At 69.7% G+C, this 18,257-nt stretch carries 14 protein-coding genes; 5 read left to right on the forward strand and 9 right to left on the reverse strand.

Going from position 1 to position 18,257, the window contains the following annotated elements; genetic code table 11:
* Nucleotides 1-67 precede the first annotated feature (67 nt).
* Together coaBC and KY497_RS04780 are read left to right on the forward strand one after the other, a co-directional pair.
* A complete protein-coding gene (coaBC, locus tag KY497_RS04775) occupies nt 68-1,381 on the forward strand; it encodes a bifunctional phosphopantothenoylcysteine decarboxylase/phosphopantothenate--cysteine ligase CoaBC (protein ID WP_258185905.1) in 1,314 nt (437 codons plus the stop codon).
* The gene (locus tag KY497_RS04780; protein WP_219869952.1) at nt 1,359-3,566 is read left to right on the forward strand and encodes an ATP-dependent Clp protease ATP-binding subunit; all 2,208 of its coding nucleotides are present in this window, start codon (nt 1,359-1,361) and stop codon (nt 3,564-3,566) included. Before coaBC ends, KY497_RS04780 begins: the two co-directional genes overlap by 23 nt.
* A gap of 104 nt (nt 3,567-3,670) precedes the next feature.
* Here KY497_RS04780 and KY497_RS04785 read toward each other — a convergent pair whose 3' ends face one another.
* Complete coding sequence (locus KY497_RS04785; protein ID WP_055866266.1) at nt 3,671-4,258, reverse strand: nitroreductase family protein; 588 nt, start codon at nt 4,256-4,258, stop codon at nt 3,671-3,673.
* A gap of 120 nt (nt 4,259-4,378) precedes the next feature.
* Nucleotides 4,379-5,287, reverse strand: a complete 909-nt coding sequence (locus KY497_RS04790) for a LysR substrate-binding domain-containing protein (RefSeq protein WP_055866264.1) — start codon at nt 5,285-5,287, stop codon at nt 4,379-4,381.
* Nucleotides 5,288-5,422: 135 nt separating this feature from the next.
* Between KY497_RS04790 and KY497_RS04795 the strand changes: the two genes are divergently transcribed.
* A complete protein-coding gene (locus tag KY497_RS04795) occupies nt 5,423-8,893 on the forward strand; it encodes a bifunctional proline dehydrogenase/L-glutamate gamma-semialdehyde dehydrogenase (RefSeq protein ID WP_219869953.1) in 3,471 nt (1,156 codons plus the stop codon).
* A 103-nt stretch (nt 8,894-8,996) separates the two neighbouring features.
* On the opposite strand, the gene KY497_RS04800 is transcribed toward KY497_RS04795, so the two are convergent.
* The 5 genes from KY497_RS04800 to KY497_RS04820 all read right to left on the reverse strand — a co-directional run bounded on the left by KY497_RS04800 (nt 8,997) and on the right by KY497_RS04820 (nt 14,233).
* Nucleotides 8,997-10,085, reverse strand: coding sequence for an ABC transporter permease (locus KY497_RS04800; RefSeq protein WP_219869954.1), 1,089 nt, complete (start codon nt 10,083-10,085; stop codon nt 8,997-8,999).
* Entirely contained in the window at nt 10,082-10,966 is an 885-nt protein-coding gene (locus KY497_RS04805) for an ABC transporter ATP-binding protein (RefSeq protein WP_219870301.1), read from the reverse strand. Before KY497_RS04805 ends, KY497_RS04800 begins: the two co-directional genes overlap by 4 nt.
* 97 nt (nt 10,967-11,063) lie before the next feature.
* Nucleotides 11,064-12,236: a benzoate/H(+) symporter BenE family transporter gene (locus KY497_RS04810; protein WP_219869955.1), complete on the reverse strand. Its 1,173-nt coding sequence runs from the start codon at nt 12,234-12,236 to the stop codon at nt 11,064-11,066.
* Between the two features lie 54 nt (nt 12,237-12,290).
* Entirely contained in the window at nt 12,291-12,971 is a 681-nt protein-coding gene (locus KY497_RS04815) for a response regulator transcription factor (RefSeq protein WP_055866254.1), read from the reverse strand.
* A complete protein-coding gene (locus KY497_RS04820) occupies nt 12,968-14,233 on the reverse strand; it encodes a sensor histidine kinase (RefSeq protein WP_219869956.1) in 1,266 nt (421 codons plus the stop codon). The genes KY497_RS04815 and KY497_RS04820 overlap by 4 nt, the downstream gene beginning before the upstream one ends.
* 245 nt (nt 14,234-14,478) lie before the next feature.
* On the opposite strand from KY497_RS04820, the gene KY497_RS04825 reads away from it, so the two are divergent.
* Together KY497_RS04825 and KY497_RS04830 are read left to right on the forward strand one after the other, a co-directional pair.
* A complete protein-coding gene (locus KY497_RS04825; protein WP_219869957.1) occupies nt 14,479-14,925 on the forward strand; it encodes a carboxypeptidase-like regulatory domain-containing protein in 447 nt (148 codons plus the stop codon).
* A gap of 25 nt (nt 14,926-14,950) precedes the next feature.
* Entirely contained in the window at nt 14,951-16,519 is a 1,569-nt protein-coding gene (locus KY497_RS04830; protein WP_219869958.1) for a collagen binding domain-containing protein, read from the forward strand.
* Nucleotides 16,520-16,522: 3 nt separating this feature from the next.
* Here the strand turns inward: KY497_RS04830 and KY497_RS04835 are convergent, their stop codons facing one another.
* Both KY497_RS04835 and KY497_RS04840 read right to left on the reverse strand, forming a co-directional pair.
* Nucleotides 16,523-17,332, reverse strand: coding sequence for a Cof-type HAD-IIB family hydrolase (locus KY497_RS04835; RefSeq protein ID WP_055866249.1), 810 nt, complete (start codon nt 17,330-17,332; stop codon nt 16,523-16,525).
* An 11-nt stretch (nt 17,333-17,343) separates the two neighbouring features.
* Nucleotides 17,344-18,189, reverse strand: coding sequence for an exodeoxyribonuclease III (locus KY497_RS04840; RefSeq protein WP_219869959.1), 846 nt, complete (start codon nt 18,187-18,189; stop codon nt 17,344-17,346).
* Nucleotides 18,190-18,257 lie beyond the last annotated feature (68 nt).

Genomic DNA, 18,257 nt, shown 5'->3' on the forward strand with positions numbered 1-18,257 from the left:
GTGCCAAGTCTAGGTCGAGGATGCCGACGTCGGCCCACGACGGCGGATGCTGGGGCAGAATCGAGACGTGAACATCGTCGTCGGAGTCACAGGCGGCATCGCCGCGTACAAGACGGTGCACCTCGTGCGCCTGCTCACGAAGGGCGGGCACGACGTGACCGTGGTGCCCACCGAGGATGCACTGCGCTTCGTGGGTCTGCCCACGTGGGAGGCGATCAGCCGGCACCCGGTGACCACGAGCGTGCACGACGACGTGGCGAAGGTGCGGCACGTCGCCCTCGGCCAGGCCGCCGAACTCGTGATCGTCGCCCCGGCGACCGCGAACTCGATCGCGAAGATCACCGCGGGCCTCGCCGACGACCTCCTGGGAACGACGGTGCTCGCCACCGAGGCCCCGGTGCTGCTCGCCCCGGCGATGCACGCGGAGATGTGGCGGAACCGGGCGACGCAGGCGAACATCGCCACCCTGCGGGAGCGCGGGGTGCATCTTGTCGGACCCGCCGACGGCGAGCTCGCCGGCGGCGACAGCGGTCCCGGCAGGATGTCGGAGCCGGAAGAGATCTTCGCCGCCGCGCAAGCGCTGCTGACTCCTGGCGACCTCGCCGGGGTGCGCGTCGTGGTCTCGGCCGGCGGCACGCGGGAACCGATCGATCCGGTGCGCTTCCTCGGCAATCGCTCCAGCGGAAGGCAGGGGGTGGCGCTCGCCGCCGAGGCCGCCGCCCGTGGGGCCGAGGTCACCCTGGTGTCGGCCCATATCTCCGGCGATGTGCTCGCCGAGGCGCGGCATCCGTCGATCCGCATCGTGCCCGTCGGCGCCACCGCTGACCTCGCCGAGGCGATGACGCGTGAGTCCGAGGTCGCCGACGTCGTCGTGATGGCGGCGGCGGTCGCCGACTACCGACCGGTGCAGGTGTCGGAGCGCAAGCTCACGAAAGAGGGCGGCGGGGTGCCGGCCATCGAACTGATCGAGAACGAGGACATCGTGGCGTCTCTGGCCGCGGCGCGGCGACCGGGGCAGCTCGTCGTCGGCTTCGCCGCGGAGACTCCTGAGGATCAGGCCGAGATGCTCGCCCGTGCCCGCGGCAAGCAGCAGCGCAAGGGTGTCGACCTCCTCGTGGTGAACGAGGTCGGGTGGGAGCGCGGCTTCGAGTCCGTCGAGAACGCGGTGCACATCCTCGGGCCAGGGGGCGTCGAGGTGGGCGCGGCTTCGGGGTCCAAGCGGGCGGTCGCCGTCGCGGTCTGGGATGTCATCGCGGAGGAGCGCGTGCTAAACTTGAGTCAACAACACTCAACTTTGATCCCGTCTTCCGATCCGGCAGGCGGGAGACGACCAGAAGGAGCATCTCCAGGAGGAGCGCATGACCACCCCGCAGACCGGTAACCAGAATCAAGAGCAGCAGTCCGCCCTCGAGCAGTTCGGTATCAACCTCACCGACCGTGCCCGCGAGGGCAAGCTCGACCCCGTGATCGGACGCGACAGCGAGATCCGTCGCGTCAGTCAGGTGCTCACCCGCCGCACGAAGAACAACCCCGTGCTGATCGGTGAGCCCGGCGTCGGCAAGACCGCCGTCGTCGAAGGACTCGCCCAGCGCATCGTCGCGGGCGACGTCGCCGAGTCCCTCAAGGACAAGGAGCTGGTCACGCTCGACATCTCCGCACTCGTGGCCGGCGCCATGTACCGCGGGCAGTTCGAAGAGCGGCTGAAGCAGGTGCTCAAAGAGATCACCGAGTCCGACGGTCAGGTGATCACGTTCATCGACGAGCTGCACGTGCTCATGGGTGCGGGCGGCGGCGAGGGCTCCGTGGCTGCGTCGAACATGCTCAAGCCCATGCTGGCCCGTGGCGAGCTGCGCCTGATCGGTGCGACCACGCTCAACGAGTATCGCGAGTTCATCGAGAAAGACCCCGCTCTCGAGCGCCGCTTCCAGCAGGTGTACGTCGGCGAGCCGACGGTCGAGGACACGATCGCGATCCTCCGCGGCCTCAAGGGGCGGTACGAGGCGCATCACGGTGTCACGATCTCCGACAGCGCCCTGGTGGCCGCGGCTGCACTGTCGAGCCGGTACCTTCCTGCGCGCCAGCTTCCCGACAAGGCGATCGACCTGATCGACGAGTCGATGTCGCGGCTCAAGATGGAGATCGACTCGTCGCCGGTCGAGATCGACCAGCTCAAGCGCCAGGTCGACCGGATGAAGCTCGAAGAGCTCGCGCTGAAGCGGGAGAAGGACGCCGCCTCCAAGGAGCGCCTGAGCACTCTGCGTGAGCAGCTCGTGGGCATGGAGCGGCAGCTCGCCGAGCTCGAGGCCCGCTGGGCGCGCGAGCGTCAGGGTCTCAACAGGGTCGGTGAGCTGAAGAAGCAGCTCGACGACGCGATCACCCAGCGCGATCTCGCGATGCGCAACGCCGACTACACGAAGGCCTCGAAGCTGGAGTACGAGACCATCAAGCGGCTGGAGCGCGACATCGCCGAGGCCGAGCAGGCCGAGGCGGCGACCCCCGCCGAACCCCGCATGGTCAACGAGCAGGTGACCGATGAGGACATCGCCGCCGTGATCGCTGCGTGGACCGGCATCCCCGTCGGGCGTCTGCTGCAGGGCGAGAGCGAGAAGCTGCTGCACCTGGAGAACGAGCTCGGCAAGCGCCTGATCGGTCAGAAGGACGCCGTCAAGGCGGTGTCGGATGCGGTTCGACGCTCGCGCGCGGGCATCAGCGACCCCGGTCGCCCGACCGGTTCGTTCCTCTTCCTCGGACCGACCGGTGTGGGCAAGACCGAGCTGGCCAAGGCCCTGGCCGAGTTCCTCTTCGACGACGAGCACGCCATGGTGCGCATCGACATGTCGGAGTACGGCGAGAAGCACTCGGTCTCGCGGCTCGTCGGTGCCCCTCCCGGGTACGTCGGCTACGAGCAGGGCGGTCAGCTGACCGAGGCCGTGCGGCGTCGTCCGTACAGCGTGATCCTGCTCGACGAGGTCGAGAAGGCGCACCCCGAGGTGTTCGACGTGCTGCTGCAGGTGCTCGACGACGGTCGACTGACCGACGGGCAGGGCCGCACGGTCGACTTCTCGAACGTGATCCTGATCCTGACATCGAACCTGGGATCGCCGATCCTCATCGACCCGGTGCTCGCACCCGATGAGAAGCGCGACCAGGTCATGGCTCTCGTGCGACAGGCGTTCCGTCCGGAGTTCCTGAACCGTCTCGACGACATCGTGATGTTCTCGGCTCTGAGCGAAGACGACCTCGCCCAGATCGTCGAGCTGTCGATCGATCAGCTGCACAAGCGTCTGAAGGACCGCCGGCTCACGCTCGCAGTCACCCCGGACGCCCGGGCGTGGCTCGCCGAGCGCGGGTACGACCCGATGTTCGGCGCCCGACCGCTGCGCCGCCTCATCCAGAGCGAGGTGCAGAACAAGCTGGCCACCGCGCTGCTCTCGGGCGGCGTGCACGACGGTGACACGGTGCGGGTGGATGTGGCAGCCGACGGGATGGGCCTCGTGCTCACCTCGACGACGCCCGAACCCGCGGCCGACGACGATGTGATCGAGGCCGAACTGCTCGAGGACTGAGCTGCTCGAGGACTGAGCTGCTCGAGGACTGAGCATCACCCCCGTGCACAAGAGCGCCGCCCCGGATGAAACCGGGGCGGCGCTCTTGTTCGTGCGGTCTGCGCTCAGGCGCTGAGGATGACCGTCTCGGCGATGGGGCGACGCACGCGCGGGGCGACCTCGCGCTCCTGCAGCACCTCAGGAAGGGCTTCGATGTCGCCGAACTCGCCGACGGCGAAGACGGTGAAGGGCACGAAGCGCTCTTCGAGGTCGGCGAACTCGCGGACGACCTCCGGGTCGAAGCCGCTCATCTGGTGAACGACCAGTCCGTCGTGGTGGGCCTGCACCGAGAAGTGTGCAACGGCCTGGCCGAGGTCGTAGAGGGCGTGGGTGATCGGGGTGCCGGAGGCGTCGGCCGTCTCGGCGATCGCGACCACGAGCACGGCGGCGTTGCCCGCCCATGCCTGGTTGAAGCCCATCAGGGCGTCGACGACCTGCGCGTGCAGTGCCGTGCCACGGCGGGCGACGATGAAGCGCCAGGGCTGCGAGTTGTTGGCCGAAGGGCTCCAGCGGGCGGCCTCGAGGGCGGTGGCGAGCTTGGCCTCGTCGATCGAGTTCTGCGCATCGAAGGCGCGGGGGCTCCAGCGACCGGCGAGAACGTCGAGGACGGGGTGCTCGGTCGGTGCGGTGCGGTCGATGACGGGAGTGCTCACAGAATTGCCTTTCGAAAGGAGTGGATCGGACTCCTTCGTCCGGGTACACGGGGGTGAACAGATGCATGTGCATGCATATTCCCGCTGGGTGCCTCTGCGTCTGCTCAGGGTGGTGCCCGCTCAGACGGGCAGGTTGTGGGATGCTGCGTCGGCCAGCGCGCTGCGCACCGCGCGGATGGAGGGGGCGTCGGCCGACACCCGCCGCGCAGAGGAGAAGATCTCGCGGCGGGGCTCGTGGGGGAGCGGCGCCAGATCGACGGTCGGGGTGTCGCCCGCCCACACGAGTTCCGGCAGCAGCCCGACCGCGAGCCCGGCGTGGATCAGCCGCACGTGCGCGGTGAGGTCGGCGATCTCGAACCGCACGTCGGGTTCGAACCCTGCTGTGCGGCACAGCTGCTCGGCCCAGGCGCGCGAGGCGGTGCCGGCGGGCTCGAGCACCCAGGGCTCCTCCCGCGTCGACCACAGTGCAGCGAAGGCGTCGGCGTGCGCGGGGGTTCCGGGGCGGCGGGCGAGCGCGATCGCGTCGTGTGCGAGCACCACCCGGTCGAGGTCGGCGTGGATCGGACGTGTGCGGCCCGGGTACTGCTCGGCGAGGATCAGGTCGAAGTCGCGGCTGGACACCCCGACCAGTCCGGTCTCCGGGTCGCACTCGGTCACTTCGACCCGCAGCGCGGGGTGCCGGTCCTTGAGGGCTTCGAGCGCGCGGGGAAGCAGGGAGTGCGCCGTCGACTGGAACACCGCGATGCGCACGGTGCCGGTCACTTCGGTGAGCGATTCGGCGACGGCGACCTCGGCGTGCTCGAGCTGATCGAGGATGCCGATGGCCTCGGCGACGAGCACGTTCCCCTGCGGGGTGAACTGCACTCCGCGCCCCACCCGGCGCAGCAGCGGCACACCCACATCGCGCTCCAGCGCGCTCAGCTGCTGCGACACCGAGGCCTTGCTGTAGGAGAGGGCGTCGGCGACGGCCGACAGCGTTCCGCGGCGCGAGAGCTCCACCAGCATCCGGAGTCGGTTCACATCCAGCACGGCGGCGTCCTTCGTTCAGCTTGAGTGAACAGAATCCACGCAAATCGGTTGATAGACGGAGCCTACCGAGCCGCAGGACAATGATCCAGCCCGCACACGAAATCCCGGTGTGCGCTCTCTTGGAAGGTCCCACCGATGCCTGTCGCCGCCGACACCACCACTCCCCGTACCGAAGACGTCGCCGCCCTGGTGCAGCGCTGGCTCGTCGAGAGCGAGACCCACCCCGTCGAGCCGGCCGCCCAGCGCCTGTCCGAAGTGCTCAAGGACCCGAACGGACTCGCGTTCACGGTCGGCTTCGTCGACGGCGTGATGCGTCCGGAAGACCTGCGCGTCGCCGGCCGCAAGCTCGCCGAGCTGAGCGACATCACCCCGGCGCTGCTGCCCGGCTACCTGCGCGCCGCGATCAAGACGGGCGGCTTCTGGGCGCCGAAGATCCCCGGCGTCGTCGTCCCGATCTCGCGTCGCGTGCTGCGCGCCATGGTCGGGCACCTCGTGCTGGATGCCACGCCCTCCAAGCTCGGCCCCGCGATCGCGAAGCTGCGCAAGAGCGGCAACCGCCTGAACCTCAACCTCCTCGGCGAGGCCGTGCTCGGCGAGCGCGAAGCGGGGCACCGTCTGCAGGGCACCCGCGCCTTCCTCGCCCGCGACGACGTCGACTACGTCTCGATCAAGGTGTCCAGCGTCGTGAGCCAGCTGTCGATGTGGTCGTTCGACGAGGCGGTGGCCGACGTCGTCGAGAAGCTCACTCCGCTCTACGAGCTCGCCGCCCGTGCCGAAGCCCAGGGCAAGGCGAAGTTCATCAACCTCGACATGGAGGAGTACCGCGACCTCGACCTGACGATCGCGGCCTTCACGAGCATCCTCGACCAGCCCGGCCTGGAGGACCTCGAAGCCGGCATCGTGCTGCAGGCCTACCTCCCCGACGCCCTCGGCGCCATGCAGCACCTGCAGGAGTGGGCCGCCGCCCGCCGTGCGAAGGGCGGAGCCCCGATCAAGGTGCGCGTGGTCAAGGGCGCGAACCTCGCGATGGAAGAGGTCGACTCGAAGGTGCACGGCTGGCCGCTCGCGACCTACGGCACCAAGCAGGACTCCGATACGAACTACAAGCGCGTGCTGGACTGGGCGATGACGCCCGAGCGGCTCGACGCCGTGCGCATCGGCGTCGCGGGTCACAACCTGTTCGACATCGCCTACACCTGGCTGCTCGCGCAGGCGCGCGGTGTGGCCGACCCGACCGGTGCCGACCCCCTCGTCGAGTACGAGATGCTGCTGGGTATGGCGACGGGTCAGGCCGAGGCGGTCCGCAAGGATGTCGGACGCCTGCTGCTGTACACACCGGTGGTGAACCCGGCCGAGTTCGACGTCGCGATCGCGTACCTCGTGCGCCGCCTCGAGGAGAACGCCAGCCCCGAGAACTTCATGTCCGCGGTGTTCGAGCTGGCCTCGAACCCGACCCTGCTCACCCGCGAACGGGAGCGCTTCGAGCGCTCGCTGGCCGCGCTCGCGACCGATGAGGCGGGATTCGTCCCCGGCCCCCACCGCGTGCAGGACCGTACCGTCGAGGCGCGCTCCGGAACCACCACCGGCTTCGAGAACCAGGCTGACACCGACCCCGCCATCGCCGCGAACCGCGCCTGGGGTCGTGAGATCCTGAGCCGCTCGGTCGGCTCGACGCTCGGTCTCGACACCATCGCGCTCGCCAAGGTCGACACGGATGCTGAGCTCGACGGCATCTTCGCCGCAGCGACCGCCGCCGCCGAGAAGTGGGCCGCGTTGCCGGCCGCCGACCGCGCCGCCGTCTTGCATCGCGCCGGAGACGAGCTCGCCGCGCGCCGCGGTCAGCTCATCGAGATCATGGCGAACGAGGCGGGCAAGACCATCGCCGAGGCCGACCCCGAGATCAGCGAGGCCATCGACTTCGCGCACTATTACGCCGAGCGCGCGAAGGATCTCGAGACCGTCTCGGGTGCGGAGTTCGTGCCGTCGAAGGTGACCGTGGTCACCCCGCCGTGGAACTTCCCGGTCGCGATCCCCGCCGGCGGCGTGCTCGCGGGGCTGGCCTCCGGCTCCGCGGTCATCATCAAGCCGGCCAAGCTCACCCAGCGCTGCGGCGCCGTCATGGTCGAGGCGCTGTGGGCCGCCGGTGTGCCGCGCGACCTGCTGGCCCTCGTCGACCTGGCCTCGCGCGACCTCGGAAAGCGCCTGGTCGCCGGCCCCGCGGTGGACCGCGTGATCCTCACGGGCGCGTACGAGACGGCACAGCTGTTCCGGTCGTTCCGCTCCGACCTGCCACTGCTGGCCGAGACCAGTGGCAAGAACGCGATCATCGTCACCCCCTCCGCCGACCTCGACCTCGCGGCCGCCGATGTGGCGCGCAGCGCGTTCGGCCACGCGGGGCAGAAATGCTCCGCCGCGTCGCTCGCGATCCTCGTCGGATCGGTCGCCGACTCGAAGCGGTTCGAGCGTCAGCTGGTGGATGCCGTGACCTCGATGCGCGTCGGCCTGCCCGATGACCCGGCCACGCAGATGGGTCCGATCATCGAGCCCGCTAACGGCAAGCTGCTCACGGCGCTCACGAAGCTCGAGAAGGGCGAGCGCTGGCTGGTCGAGCCGCGCAAGCTCGACGAAGACGGGAAGCAGTGGACGCCCGGCGTCAAGACCGGCGTGCGCGAGGGCTCGTACTTCCACCTGACCGAGTTCTTCGGCCCGGTGCTCGGCATCATGCACGCGAAGGATCTGGATGAGGCCCTGCGCCTGCAGAACGCGGTCGACTACGGCCTGACCGCCGGCATCCACTCGCTCGACTCCGAGGAGGTCGCCACCTGGCTCGATCGCGTCGAGGCCGGCAACCTGTACGTGAACCGCGGCATCACCGGGGCGATCGTGCAGCGTCAGCCGTTCGGCGGCTGGAAGCGCTCGGCTGTCGGAGCGGGTGCGAAGGCCGGTGGGCCGAACTACCTCTTCGGACTGGGCGAGTGGGCCCCGGCCGACCTTCCGGCTGCGGCGCCGAGTGCGGCCGTCGTGCCCGTGGTCGCTGCGCTGCTGGATGCGGCCGGAGCCGAGGTCGACGCGGCAGAGGCCGAATGGCTGCACCGCGCCGCGGCGTCCGACGAACGGGCCTGGGTCGATGAGTTCGGCGCGGTGAGCGACAAGTCCGGACTCGGGGTCGAGCGCAACCTCTTCCGCTACCGTCCGGTCGCGGTCGACGTGCGCATCGCCGAGAACTCCCCGCTCGTCGACGGCATCCGCGTGCTCGCCGCCGCCCTGCGCAGCGGCAGCCCGTTCACGGTGTCGGCGCAGGCGTTGCCCTCGCGCATCGAGAAGGCGCTGCGTGCGCACGGCGTGAGCGTGAAGCACGAGTCGGATGCGGCATGGACAAAGCGCTACGCGAAGGCGGCGAACTCCTGGCACCGCGTGCGTCTGGTCGGTGGCGACGCCGACGCTCTCCACGAAGCGCTCGACGGAAGCCCCGACGTGGCGGTCTGGTCGCACGCCGTGACCGGTGCCGGTCGCGTCGAGATGCTGCCGTTCCTGCACGAGCAGGCCGTGTCGATCACGAACCACCGTTTCGGCAACCCGACGACCCTCGCCGACGGCGTGATCTGACCCGCAGGGCAGCCGAGACCCATCGGCCACAACGAAACCCACCGTCGCAGACGTCTGCGACGGTGGGTTTCGGCGTGCGGTGTGGGTTTCGGCGTCCCCGGCGTCAGCCGCGCAGCGCCTCGGAGAGCTTGACCCGGGAGCCCATGCGCAGCAGCGAGTTCTCGTAGATCTTCGCGCCGATGACGATCGCGGCCACGCAGCTCGCGAGCAGGATGACCAGACTCAGTAGCGGCTCCCACCACTGGGCCTCCCCGACGAAGAGGCGCATCGGCATGCCGACCGGGGCCGAGAACGGCACGTACGACATGATCGTCAGCACCAGCGGGTTGTCGTTGAACACGATCACCAGGATGTACGGCGCCATGATCAGCATCGTGATCGGGGTGGTCGTGGAGCCGATGTCCTCCTGGCGAGAGACCATGGAGGCCGCGGCCGCGAACATCGCCGCGAGCAGGATGAAGCCGAACAGGAAGAACACGGCGAACCAGATGATCGGCGCGCCCAGCGTGGTGAGCACCTCGCGCTGACCGGTGACGATAAGCCCGATCGTGGCCACGGCGGCGAGGGCGAGGATCTGCCCGATCGCCAGCACCGTGTTGCCGATGACCTTGCCCGCCAGCAGTGTGCGCGCCGGGATCGCCGACAGCAGCACCTCGACCACGCGGGTCTGCTTCTCTTCCACGACGCTCTGCGCGATCGTGCCGCCGAACGTCGCCGCGGCCATCATGAACACCAGGCCGAACGCGATCGCGATGAAGTACCGCAGCAGCGGGTTGGTGGTGACCGGCTCCAGGATGACGACCTCGGGAGAGATCGAAAGGGCGGAGATGATCGAACCAGGGGCATCCTGCAGGGCGATGACGGTGTAGCCGGACGGGCTGTCGCCCGGCAGCACCGCGGCGTCGACCTTGTCGTCGCGCACGAGCTTCTCGGCCTCGGCCTGGTCGGAGACCGTGGTGACCTCGACGTTCGGGATGGCCGAGACGGCGGCCGCGGTCTCGGCCGTCGCGGCGATCGGCGTGGTGTCGATGTTCTTGCTCGCGAAACCGCCGAACAGGATGCCGGCGAGCGCGAGGACCAGCAGGATGCCGGTGGAGATCAGGAACGCCTTGCTGCGCAGCTTCGACCCGATCTCGCGCTCGGCGACGAGCCAGATGCCGTTGGAGGCGCGGACGGGGGTGGGGGCGCTCACTGGATGACCTCCTTGAAGATCTGGGCGAGGGACGGATGCTTGGGGGCGAAGCTCGCGACATCGCCGCGCTGTACGGCGGACTGCAGCACGCGCTGCGCCGTCTCGGGGCCGTCCGCGTCGAACAGTGCGTAGCCGCCTTCGAAGTCGACGACCGTCACTCCGGGCTCGGTGCGCAGCCATCCGGCGTCGCCCGCGGAGACGAGCTCGTAGCGGTCCCTGGCGTGCTTGGAGCGGAGCGCATCGCGGGAACCGGACGCACGGATCGTGCCGCCGGCGAGGATGACGAGGTCGTCGCACAGGCGCTCGACCACGTCGAGCTGATGGGAGGAGAACAGGATGGAGGCGCCCTTGGCGGCACTGGCCTGCAGGACTCCCGCGACCACGTCGACCGCGAGCGGGTCGAGGCCCGAGAATGGCTCGTCGAGGATGAGCACCTCGGGGTCGTGCACGAGAGAGGCGGCGATCTGCGCGCGCTGCTGGTTGCCGAGCGAGAGCGACTCGATCGTGTCGTTCAGCCGCTCGCCGAGACCGAGCTCGGTGAGCAGGGCACTCGCCCGCTCCGTGGCCTCCTGCTTGCCGAAGCCGTGCAGGCGGGCGAGGTAGACGATCTGCTCGAGCACCTTCATCTTCGGGTAGAGCCCGCGCTCCTCGGGCATGTAGCCGAAGCGGCGGCGGTCCTCGGCGGTGAGGGCGGCGCCGTCCAGGTCGACCGTGCCGCCGTCGGAGGACAGCAGGCCGAGGACGATGCGCATGGTGGTGGTCTTGCCGGCGCCGTTGCCGCCGACGAAGCCCGTCAGTCGCCCGGGGGCGACGGTGAAGGACACGTCATCGAGCACGCGCCGAGAGCCGTAGCTCTTGGTGATGCCGGAGAGTTCGAGCATTCCTGTGGTCATACCCTCACGCTACGGAGCGCAGGCATCGCGGGGCATCCCCCCTGCGGCGGACGCGAGAGGATCACCCGTCAGGGGGAGGGGAGGATCAGCGGCGTCGGGTGTGCAGTACCGTGCGCACCAGGAGCCCTGTCACGAGGGCCCAGAACGCGGCGCTGACACCGAGGACAGCGATCCCGGATGCGGCCACCAGGAAGGTCACCACGGCGGGGATCCGCTCGTTCGGATCGTCGATCGCCTGCTGCACCGCCGAGCCGAACGCGGCGAACAGAGCCAGCCCCGCGACGGCGGGGATCACGGCGGCGGGCGCGAGCACCACGAGGGCGGCGAACGCGGCGGAGAACACGGCGAGCACGAGGTACGACGCCCCGGTCGAGACCCCGGCGACCCACCGTCGCCTCGGGTCGGGATCGGCGTCCGGCGACGCGGCGAGTGCGGCGCTGATCGCGGCGAGGTTGATGGTGTGTCCGCCTGCCGTCGCCCCCAATGCCGTGCCGATCCCGGTCACCAGCATGGCCGGACGCCACGGCACCTCGTACCCGAAGCTGCGCATGATCGCGATGCCCGGCACGTTCTGGGAGGCCATCGTGACGATGAACAGCGGCAGCGCGAGGCCGACGAGAGCGCCGACCGTGAACGTCGGTGCCGTGAACTCGAGGCGCGGGAGGAGCAGCGCGGGGTCGAACGGTGCGCCTTCTCCGATCAGCGACACGGCGACCACGACGGCCGCGGCGACGAACGCGAGCGGCACCGCCCAGCGCGGTGCGAGACGGGCGAAAAGCAGCCAGGTGAGCACGACCGGCACCACGCCCCAGGGGTTCGCGACGATACCGGTGATCGGTGCGAGACACAGCGGCAGCAGGACGCCGGCGAGCATCGCCTGCGCGATCGAGGGCGGGATGCGGGCGATCAGCGCACCGAGCGCCGGCCAGAGAGCGGTGAGCAGGATGAGGGCCGCGGTGATCAGGAAGGCGCCGACCGCTGCCGACCACCCGCCTTCGACAGCGCCGGTCGCCACGAGGAGGGCGGCACCGGGCGTCGACCAGGCGACCGTGATCGGCATTCGATACCGCCAGGCGAGCACCACGCAGGCCAGGCCCATCGTGAGACTGACGGCGAGGAGTCCGCTCGCCGCCTGGGCCGCGTTCGCCCCGACGGCATCGAGCCCGGTCAGCACGACCGCGAACGAGCTGGTGAAGCCGACCAGTGCCGTCACCACCCCCGCGAGGATCGGGCGGGACAGGGGTGCGGCGTCGGACATGGCTCCGAGGTTATCGCGGAGCGGGAGGTCGGCGCGGAGCCCGGGTGCGCCGCGCTACGCGAGCCCCATGCGATGAGCCAGCACCACCGCCTGCACGCGATCCCGGGCACCCAGCTTCTGCAGGACGCGCGAGACGTGCGTCTTCACGGTCGCCTCGCCGATGAACAGCGCCTGCGCGATCTCGGCGTTGCTGCGGGCATCGGCGAGCAGCGTGAGCACCTCGGCCTCACGATCGGTGAGGGGCTCGGCGAGCGCGACTTTCGGGAGGGCGCCGCTCGTGGCCGATGCGGCGGCGGGAGCGGGTGTCGCGGCGAAGCGCGCCAACACGCGGCGGGTCACCTCGGGGGCGAGCATGCCATCGCCCGCGGCCAGCGCCCGCACCGCCGCGATCAAATCCTCGGCGCCGGCGTTCTTGAGCAGGAACCCGCCGGCCCCCGCGTCCAGAGCCCGGTACAGGTAGTCGTCGCGGTCGAACGTGGTGACGATCGCGATGGCCGCGTCGACGCCCGGGTCGGCGACGATGCGCCTGGTGGCCTCGATGCCGTCCATGTCGGGCATCTGCACGTCCATCATGATGACGTCGGGATGCAGGGCCGCGGCCTGCGCCACCGCCTCGGCCCCGGAGGATGCCTCCCCGACCACGGCGATGTCGGTCTGCGTGTCGAGGATCGTGCGGAAGCCGGCGCGCAGCAGTGCGTGATCGTCGACGAGCAGCACGCGGATCGGGGCGGTCATCGGTTCACGCTCGATTCGCTCGTGAAGGGCAGGGGCACACGGGCGCGCACGCGCAGCCCGCCGAACGGACGGGGGGTCACCTCGAGGGTGCCGCCGGACGCCGCGGCACGCTCGCGCATCCCGAGCTGTCCGAGGCCTGGGCGCACCTGGGCGACCGGGCGCCCGGTGTTGACGATCTCGACCTCGACGCCGTCATCGTCGTAGCGCACGCGCACGTCGGCCGTCGCATCGGGCCCGGCATGGCGGCGGGCGTTCGTCAGCGACTCCTGGGCGATGCGATAGAGATTCACGGCGACGAGCGAAGGCACGGGCGTCGGGTCGCCGATCACGGTGTACGCCGTCGGCAGCCCCGCCTCGGTCGAGGCGTCGACGAGTTCGGGGATGTCGTCGAGGGCCAGGGTCGAGGCGGCATCCGTCGTCTCTCCTCCGGGGGTCCGCAGAGTCTCCAGCAGCTGGCGCAGCTCGTGGATGGCGTCACGCGCCGACCCCTCGATCCCGGTGAGGATGCGTGCGGACTCTGCCGGGTCCCGCTCGAGCACCAGGCGCGCGGCTCCCGCCTGCACGCCCATGACCGACACGTGGTGGGCGACCACGTCGTGCAGCTCCCTGGCGATGCGCACCCGGTCGAGGGCCACCGCCTGTGCCGCAGTGACCTCGCGTTCGCGCTCGAGCTCGGCCGTGCGCTGCTCGAGCACCGCGAGCTGCGTCGCTGCAGCCCATGACCGCTCGCCGAAGTAGTAGGCCCCGCCGAAGTAGAGCACGTTCAGCAGCAGCTGGATGAGCATGAAGGCCACGTAGGGAGACATGGCTCCGGCGATGACATCCGCCTTGTCGGCTTCGAGGATCGCGTCGCGGTACATCGTGATCAGCAGCCACACGAACATGCTCACGATGATCCCGATGCGGACGATGACCGCGCGGCGACGATCGTTCATCCACGCCCCCGCCGTGTAGATCGCGATGAACATCGCGATGTTGCCGACGTAGATCTCGGGGACGCGGATCGTCACCGCGATGAAGTAGGCGACGACCACGATGATGGCGACCGTGCCGGGCCAGCGGCGGCGGACCGCGAGAGGAGCGGTCACGACGACCGCGTACACGAGTGCGGTCCACAGTGGGGCCTGTTCGTCGCCGTACACCTGGGCGAGCGAGGAGAGCCCGGCGCTCAGCACGGCTCCCACGAACATGACAACGGCGAGGACGATGTCGCCGCGCCGTTCGCGCTCGGTCGGCGTGCGGAGGAACGGGACAGCGGGCATCCCTCCACCGTAGGGCGGGGCGTGTCGGCATCGCATCCCCCGTGCGGGGGATCGGGGATGGAGGGATCGAGTGCTGAAGACGGGGTGTTTCCTCACCCGAGCACGAGTGACCCCTGTGTATCGACTATTCCTTTCCTCTGCACCGAGCCTCTAGATTCGATGTGAGCGTTACCGGGCGATCGGCTCGGGCTCGAGATCGACCGCGACACCGTTCGCGAGATCGTCCTTCTTCGGAGGGCGGGAACATGGCGCGACGACGCGCATTCATTCGGGCGGTACTCGGCGCAGCGGCGGCACTCGCGCTCGCTCTGGGCGGCGTGACGGCGGCCGCCGCGGAAGACGACCCGGTCGTCACCGGTTCGATCTCCGGGACGGTGACATCGACCGTAGGCGGAACAGCCCTGGCCGGCATCGAGGTGCGGGCGCAGCGCGATAGCGATACCGGATGGCACACCGTCGTCACCAACGCGAGCGGCGCCTACACGTTCAGCGGCCTGGCCGAGGGCAGCTACCTCGTGCGATTCTTCGATCCCGGCGGGCGACTACGCCACCGAGTACTGGGACGACGCCAGGGACTCTCTGGGCGCGCAGCGCGTCGCCGTCGTCGACGGCTCCGCGCATCCTGGTGTCGATGCCGCGCTCGCACCCACTCCGACCTCATCGATCAGCGGCACTGTCACGCGTGCCGATGACGGCACGCCCGTCAGCGGGGCCCGTGTGACCGCGGACGGCACGGACGGGTACTGGACCTCGACCCTCACCGACGGGGCCGGGCGATACACGCTCGGCAGTCTTCCCGGCGGCTCCTATGTCATCGGATTCCACGCGGAGGGGACCGACCTGAAGCGCGGATACTGGAGGAACGCCTCCGAATACTCGCAAGCCGAGCCGATCGTGATCGCCGAGCACACGACGACCTCCGGGATCGATGCCTCCCTCGCGGCGGGAGGATCGATCGCCGGCGTCGTCACGCGCACCGACAACGGCGAGGCGCTCGCGAACGTCACGGTCAACGCTCTCGACATGAACGGCGAGATCGCCGCCTTCGCCCGCACCGATCTCACGGGCGGATACCACGTCGACGGACTCGCCGCGGGTTCCTATCGTGTGCAGTTCGCCGAGCCGGGCCCCGGGCTTTCTGCGGAGTACTGGGAGAACGCGTACAGCTTCGACGCTGCGAAGATCGTCGTCGTCACCGAGTCACAGACGACCACCGGAATCGACGCGGCGCTCGAGACGGTGGGATACATCAGCGGATCGGTGACCAAGAGCAGCGACGGGACCCGCGCACTCGGCAGGGTCACCATCACCAGCGTGGACGACGACCGCCACGCGTACTTCTCCGGCGTCTCGAACGACGGCACCTATCAGGTCGCCGTCGCCCCTGGCGAGTACCGCGTGCTCTTCGAGCCTTTCGACTCCGACCTGCGGCCGGAGTACTGGGCGGACGCCTTCACGAAGGCATCCGCGACGGCCGTCACCGTGTCGTCGGGAGTGAACGTCGGGGGAATCGATGCGCAGCTCGACGCAGCTGCTATCGTGACCGGCACCGTCACCCTCGACACCGCCGTCGAGCGTGAGGTCACCGTCGAGGCCTGGTCCGGAAACCAGATCGTCGGCACGACCTTCGCCCACCCTCAGACCGGTGCCTACTCCCTGGCGCTCCCCGAAGGATCATTCATCCTCAAGGCATCTGCTCTGTTCCACGACGACGGCACCACGATCGCGCAGCCTCAGTTCTATGACGGTGTCGCCACCTCGGCGCTGGCGACGCCCGTCGTGGCGACCGTGGGTGTCCCCGTCACGGGGATCGACTTCACCCTCGTCGCGGTCACGAATCCCGAGCCTCAGCCGAAGCCCACCCTCGCGCTCGCCGCGGGCTCGATCCGCGCCGGCAAGGACATCACGATCTCGGGCACCGGTTTCGCGCCTGGAGCGTCGATCGCGTTCGAGCTGCACTCCGACCCGATCGCGCTCGGCACGCTGACGGCTGACGCGGACGGAGCGCTCCAGGGCACCCTCCGCATCCCGGCGACCGCGCCGGCGGGCGCGCACACCCTGGTGGCGCTGTCGGGGACCACAGTGATCGCTCGTACGGCGCTCACCGTCACCGCAGCTGCGGGCACGGGTACGGGCACCGGTGGGCAGGCGGGCGGCAGCGCAGCGGCGCCGGGCGCGGGGCTTGCCAGCACCGGTCTCGACGCCCCGGTGGCCGTCGTCGCGATCGGCGTCATCCTGTCGGTGATGGGCGGGATGCTCGTGCGTCGTCGTCGCGTCGAAAGCTGATCCTCAGCCGAGCAGCCGCTCGATCACCTGCGCCACACCGTCTTCGTCGTTCGACGCGGTTGTCTCGTCGGCCGCGTCGTGCACGAGCGGCTCGGCGTCGGCCATGGCGACCCCGTGCCCTGCCCAGCGGAGCATCTCGACGTCGTTGAGCGCGTCACCGAAGGCCACGACGTCGGCGCGGTCGATGCCGAGGTGCTCGCAGAGGCGGGCGAGACCCGTGGCCTTGGTGACGCCTTCGGCCATGACCTCGACGAACGGCGCACCCGAGAGCGTGACCTCGAAGCCGGTAAGCCCGAGCGAGCGCACCGTGTCGAACAGGGCGGCCGGGGCGAGCTCGGGGTGCCGGATCACGAACTTCAGGCTGGGAGCGGCGAGCACCTGATCCAACGGAACGCCGCCCATGGTGGCGGGGTCGCGCTTGTGGTCGGCGAGAGCGGCGATCGCGGCATAGCCGTGCTGGGCCACGAACGTCTCGCCGGCGTCGCGCACGCTCGCGAACAGCAGGTCGGGGATGCTCGCGCGAAGGGCCTCGGCCAGGGAGCGGATCGTCTCGGGCGGAAGCTCTTCGGCGAACAGCATCCGCCCGTCGTCGAGGCGCACGGCGTAGGCGCCGTTGCTGCACAGAGCCCAGCCGTCGAAGCCCGCATCCGCCGCGATGGCACGCAGGCCGATCGGCTGACGCGCCGTGACCGGCACGACGTGGATTCCGCGTTCCCGTGCCGCGTCGAGGGCCGCACGGGTGCGTGCGGTGACGGCGGGCGTCGAGTCGAGAAGGGTGCCGTCGAGATCGGTGGCGATCAGCCGCACGCTCATGAGACCGGCACTCAGGAGAAGATCATCGGGAGGTCGTCGTCGTCATCGGCGCCACCGAAATCGAGATCGACGACCACCGGGACGTGGTCGCTGGGCTGCTCGCCCTTGCGCTCGTCGCGGTGGATGGACGCGCCCTTCACCGCTTCGGTGAGAGTGCGCGAGCCCAGCACGAAGTCGATGCGGACACCCTCGTTGCGGGGGAACTTCAGACGCTGGTAGTCCCAGTAGGTGAAGCCCTCGGGGATCAGCGGGCGCACGACGTCGGTGACGCCGGCGTCTTGGAACGCGAAGAACGCGTCGCGCTCCTGCGGGGAGACGTGGGTCGACCGACCGATCACGATGTCGGGGTCGCCGTTGTCGACATCGAACGGGATGATGTTGAAGTCGCCCACCAGAGCGAGCGGAAGGTCGGGGTTCGCCGACAGCTCGGCGGCCGTGGACTTCTTCAGCTGCTCCAGCCAGTGCAGCTTGTAGAGGTAGTGCGGGTCATCGAGTGCACGGCCGTTCGGCACGTACAGGCTCCACACCCGCACCCCCTCGACCATCACGCCGAGCGCGCGGGCCTCGAGCGGCGCATCCGGCCCCTCATGCCCCTTCGCGAAGCCCGGCATTCCGTCGAACGACGTGCGCACATCGGTGACCGGCAGCCGGCTCGCGATCGCGACGCCGTTCCACTGATTCAGCCCGTGCACCTCGACGTGGTAGCCGGCCTCTTCGAACGGAGCGTAGGGGAACTGCTCGGGCTTGCACTTGATCTCCTGCATCGCCAGCACGTCGATGTCTTCTCGGACGGCGAACTCGACGGTGCGGGTGACGCGGGTGCGGATGGAGTTGACGTTCCAGGTGGCCAAGCGCATGCCTCAAGCCTAGGGCCCACCTCCTACACGGATCACCGCCGAACGGACGTTCCTCACCGACATCTGCA

This window comes from Microbacterium sp. PAMC22086, assembly GCF_019443525.1.
GTDB classification, from domain to species: Bacteria; Actinomycetota; Actinomycetes; order Actinomycetales; family Microbacteriaceae; genus Microbacterium; species Microbacterium maritypicum.